The 4,443-nt window shown below is 63.6% G+C and carries 6 protein-coding genes and 3 pseudogenes; 7 read left to right on the plus strand and 2 right to left on the minus strand.

Going from position 1 to position 4,443, the window contains the following annotated elements:
• Positions 1-372 (minus strand): hypothetical protein (locus GOSPT_RS05270; RefSeq protein WP_039854842.1); only part of this gene is annotated, 372 nt, incomplete at its 3' end.
• Positions 373-846: 474 nt separating this feature from the next.
• Between GOSPT_RS05270 and GOSPT_RS23565 the strand changes: the two genes are divergently transcribed.
• The 6 genes and pseudogenes from GOSPT_RS23565 to GOSPT_RS23045 form a co-directional block, all read left to right on the plus strand.
• Positions 847-1,170 carry a hypothetical protein gene (locus GOSPT_RS23565; RefSeq protein WP_141630807.1) on the plus strand — a complete coding sequence of 108 codons (324 nt, stop codon included), beginning with the start codon at positions 847-849 and terminating at the stop codon, positions 1,168-1,170.
• A gap of 326 nt (positions 1,171-1,496) precedes the next feature.
• Positions 1,497-1,772, plus strand: a complete 276-nt coding sequence (locus GOSPT_RS05280) for a type II toxin-antitoxin system Phd/YefM family antitoxin (protein ID WP_005203787.1) — start codon at positions 1,497-1,499, stop codon at positions 1,770-1,772.
• Complete coding sequence (locus GOSPT_RS05285; protein WP_005203789.1) at positions 1,769-2,059, plus strand: type II toxin-antitoxin system RelE family toxin; 291 nt, start codon at positions 1,769-1,771, stop codon at positions 2,057-2,059. The genes GOSPT_RS05280 and GOSPT_RS05285 overlap by 4 nt, the downstream gene beginning before the upstream one ends.
• Positions 2,060-2,106: 47 nt before the next feature.
• Entirely contained in the window at positions 2,107-2,385 is a 279-nt protein-coding gene (locus GOSPT_RS05290; protein ID WP_005203791.1) for a hypothetical protein, read from the plus strand.
• A gap of 59 nt (positions 2,386-2,444) precedes the next feature.
• A pseudogene (locus tag GOSPT_RS05295) lies at positions 2,445-2,726 on the plus strand (transposase); the annotation flags it as partial.
• A gap of 282 nt (positions 2,727-3,008) precedes the next feature.
• Positions 3,009-3,335: pseudogene (locus tag GOSPT_RS23045) on the plus strand (IS110 family transposase); the annotation flags it as partial.
• On the opposite strand, the pseudogene GOSPT_RS05300 reads toward GOSPT_RS23045, so the two are convergent.
• A pseudogene (locus GOSPT_RS05300) lies at positions 3,324-3,761 on the minus strand (ClpB D2-like domain containing protein); the annotation flags it as partial. The pseudogenes GOSPT_RS23045 and GOSPT_RS05300 overlap by 12 nt on opposite strands.
• Before the next feature lie 405 nt (positions 3,762-4,166).
• Here GOSPT_RS05300 and GOSPT_RS05305 point away from each other — a divergent pair.
• On the plus strand, positions 4,167-4,443 hold a 277-nt coding region (locus GOSPT_RS05305), incomplete at its 3' end, for an IS3 family transposase (protein WP_005203795.1).

The following is a 4,443-nucleotide window of genomic DNA, read 5'->3' on the forward strand; positions in this document are numbered from 1 at the left end:
GGCGGGCCCGAGCCGACCGGAGGGGAACCGCTGCGTTGCGTGATTCCAGCTGAGGTACCGACCATAGAGTTTGCGCTTCGACGCGGAGGCCTTGCTGACCCGTGTCTTGATTTTGTGGGTGGCTGCCGGCTCGATCGTGGTGATGATTTGAGCGGTGTTCGTGGTCGTCGAACGTGAAAATGTGATGTGCCCGGCGGCGGCGAGTTCCCGCAGTGCCACGGTGAGGATGTGAGGCTGGATGACCTCAACCTGCTGGTAGTGGTACTTTTCGGCCAGCCGTGCTTCGAGTTCAGAGTGCAGCACGGCGTACTCGCTGGTGAGGGTTTCCATAACGCGCTCGCAGCCGAGTGCGACGTACTCGGCCTTCTGCATACCCTCATTCACCTGGGCATTCTTTCGGTTTTTCTGTTTGAGAGCAATCCTTGCCCCCATATGTAGGGATCTTTGTGGGTCGGACCGGAGAGGGGTTGCCGGGGCACGCTGCGCCCGTCCTTCTGCTGACGCACGGCCTCAACCTCGCCGGCGATCGAGTACACCGTCTGTTCGGTGACCAACTGGTCGAATGCGTGGTGCCCCGTCGGCGGAGGGGGGTGGCGGGGGATTGTCGATCTCGCGCAGCGCTGTGACGTCCTCGCGGTTTTGCGTGGCTGGAGTCCCGTCTCGGCCGACTAGAGCGATCGCCGTGTCGGCGGCGCATCGGGGATTCCGGCAGTACAGGGTCAGACGCCCGATGTCAGAGTCGCCGGCGGGGTCGACGTCGCAGGTTTGCTTCCCACAGAAGAGGCACTGGACTTGACCGCTCGTGCGCGCCGAGGGGAGTGGGCTCGTACGGACCATCCACCCCAGTTGCTCGTCGTCGTTGATCAGCACCGGGTCGGCGAGAACTTCGCCCGGGAAGCGTTGGAGCGCCTTAGCGTCCGCCCGGCGGCGGGTCGTATCAGTTCCGTCGTCAACGACGAGAACGTCTACCTCGCGGGCATTACAATCAGGATTCTGGCAGTAAAACTCGATGCGCTCGGTGTCTTCGCCGATGTCGCCCCAGGAGAGGATCGCTTCTACGCTGCCGCACCAATAGCAGTTGAAGGGCTTCTGGGATTGTCGGAGCCAAGGGGTGATTCCGTTGGACCACCCGTCGCCTGCTGTGACTGCTCGCAGGGCGACAGTATATGAAACGCCGTGCGCCCGTTGGTAACTGCGCGCGCGCTTCCTGTGATTGGTGCTAGCCATGACCGTAAGTCCGTTCACCTTGCCGTATCGGCACCCACACATACCGACACTGAAAGTGAAGGTGGTCAACGTCCGCCGGATCTGTGAAGACCTTGCCCTTGCGCGCTGCGGAACCGTGTGGTGTTCGTGTGCAACTCGGGGAGGAGCCATGCGACTAGCTCGTTGACAGTCTACGCGAACTCCGCCATCCAGGCCCGAAATGTCATAATTACTATTATCGGCTAAATATAGGGCTAGTTTCTGGCCAGTCTAGCGGCTAGACTGAATGCATGACGACAGTGCCTCTCGGCGAAGCCAAGGACAAGCTCTCCGCGCTCATCGACAGCGCCGAGAGCACGCACGACATCATCACGATCACCAAACACGGCAAACCTGCCGCGGTGCTCATGTCGGCTGACGACCTCGAATCGCTGCACGAAACGATCTACTGGCTCTCACGCGCCGGCATCCGCGAAGCTGTCGCGGCTGCCGACGTCGAGTACGCCGCCGGCCAAACCGTTTCCCTTGAGGACCTGCGCGCCGAACACGGCATGCCGCCCCAGTGAGCGACAACCCCACGGACTCGGCCGATGAGTACCGCGTCGAGGTCGCATCTCCCGCACGCCGCGATCTGCAACGCCTTCCATCCCGGATCGTCCACGCTGTCATCGAGTTCATCTCCGGGCCCCTCGCCGGCAACCCGCACCGCCTCAGCAAACCGCTACGCGACGACCTCGAAGGCCTTCACAGCGCACGCCGCGGCGACTACCGCATCCTGCTGCGCATCGACGATCCCAACCACACCATCGTCATCGTCAAGATCGACCACCGAGCCCACGCCTACCGCACCTAACCTAACCCACAGCGCCACAACACGTCCCTGACACCATGAGGAGCATCGTGAACGACTCCGGCCGGACACTCGACCACGCCATCGACGCGCTCTACGACCCCATCAACGCCCTGCAACGCCAGGTCCTCGACATCGAGCGCAGCTACCGCGACCTCGCCCAACGCGACGACCTCACCACCGACACCCTTGGGGCGCCCACCACTCCCGCCGAAGCCATCGCCGGCATCACCGAAGCACTGGCATCTCTCCGCGATGCGCTCCGCGCCGCTGAAGGACACCGCGACACTGCCAAGCAGCATGCAGCACGCCTCTACATCGACCACTGACACCTGTCAGAGGCCACCGGCACAATTAGTGCGAAGCCCTCCATCCGCAAGCCATCGACCGCGAGGTGTTGGGCATGCAGGCGGCCACCAGTGAGACCAAGGCATCGCGGAACACCTTCTTCGCCGACCTGGTGGCCCGCGACCTGGGCGGGGTGCGCTTGGTGACCTCCGATGCTCGTGCCGGGCTCATCGAGGCGATCGCAGCGAACCTGCCCGGCGCGGTATGGCAGCGCTGCCGCACCCACTACGCCGCCAACCTCATGGCAGTGTGCCCCAAGTCCATGTGGCCGGCGGTAAAAGCGATGCTGCACAGCGTGTATGACCAGCCCACCGCCACCGCGGATGGCGCGACCACGAGCTCGACTTCGCCGCTCGAGACCTGATCCGGTACTGAGTTGAGACGCTGGCTGTCGAGACGTGCGCACCTCAATGTGCGCGCCCGGGATGCGGGGTCGGTCGCGGCCGCGGTTGGATGTCTAGTGTTCGGGATTCTTGGCTAGACGGTATGGGTAGCTCCCGACGATGTGTTGGGGGTTGCGGGCCGGAGCCTCACGCACAAAGACTCGTGGGTTACCGAGCAGGAGGCGCCTGCCCGGCCTATCCGACATTTGTGGGAGGCCCCGGTGTTTACAGAGCGTACGAGTGTAGGACTCGATGTGCACGCACGATCGATCGTGGCGGCGGCGGTTGACGGCCAAACAAGTGAGCTGCATCAGGCGAGGCTGACGCCCTCATTTGAGCACGTCAGATCATGGCTGGCGACGTTGCCGGGTCCGGTTGCGGTGGCCTACGAAGCCGGTCCGACCGGGTTCGGTCTGTACCGCGACCTGACGGCGGCGGGTATCCGGTGCGAGGTGGTGGCGCCGAGCAAGCTACAGCGTCCGGTCGGTGACCGGGTCAAGACCGATGTGCGCGACGCGATCCACCTGGCGAGATTACTACGGCGCGACAGCGGGTTCCGCATACGTGACGGCGAGCTCGTCGCCGTCCACCGTGACACTGATGGTGCCGCCCGGTTCGATTTCGCCTCGCAACAGCGCACGACCGATCTTGGTCTCGACCTCGTGGGCGATGTACCGCCGTAGCGGTCGCGCACCGTAGACCGGGTCGAAACCGTGTTCGGCGATGAGCCGGCGTGCTTCCGGCGTGATCTCCAGGTGTATCTGGCGCTCCGACAACCTGTTCCGGAGATCGGTGAGCTGCAGTTCGACGATGTGCTCGATCTGGGGCAGCGTGAGCGGGGTGAACAACACGATGTCGTCGACCCTGTTGAGGAACTCGGGACGGAAGTGCCCGCGCAGTTCCGCCAGCACCCGATCCCGGGAGTCCGGTTTGAGCTCGCCGTCGGTTGTGACTCCGTCGAGGAGATGCTGGGACCGCCTCCGCCGAATACGCGGCAGGGGGGAGCCACGTGTTCGGCGGTGCTTGTTGACGCTAAACGATATCGCCTGGTGCGGTCCGATACGTGCCATTTGCGGGTGAACATTCAGTGAAGGCAGCGTACTTCGAGTTAACAGGTACGGATGGTGGTCACTCGCGTCGAGATCGTCGTGTGGGCCTGGCAGAACGGCCAAACTGACCAGTCGCACACCTCCGCCGACTAAACGGTCGAGAGCCCCATCCAGTGCGGCCGTAACCTTCAGAAACGTCGCGACACAAGCCCGTGGACACAGGGCCCCGGAACCGTCACTGATTCGGTGTCAGTGGTGCTGATCGCCGCTTGAGCGAGTGAACCGCCCCGGGTCTGTCGGAGGCTCTCGAACCTGTGAAGGATGGAGAGCATGGCAGCACCACGCAAGTACAGTGAGGAACTCAAGGACCGGGCCACCCGGATGGCATGTGAAGCGCGACGAGATCCCGATTCGTCGAGAGGTGCGATCAAGCGGATCGCCGATCAGCTCGGAGTCCATCCCGAGGCGTTGCGCAATTGGGTTCGTCAGGCCGAGATCGACGGCGGGGTCCGCCCGGGCACCACGAGTGAGGACGCTGACCGCATCGCGGCGTTGGAGCGGGAGAACCGTGAACTGCGGCGAGCGAACACGATCTTGAAGCAGGCTT

Origin of the sequence: Gordonia sputi NBRC 100414 (assembly GCF_000248055.1) — a bacterium.
In the GTDB taxonomy this organism is placed as follows: Bacteria; Actinomycetota; Actinomycetes; order Mycobacteriales; family Mycobacteriaceae; genus Gordonia; species Gordonia sputi.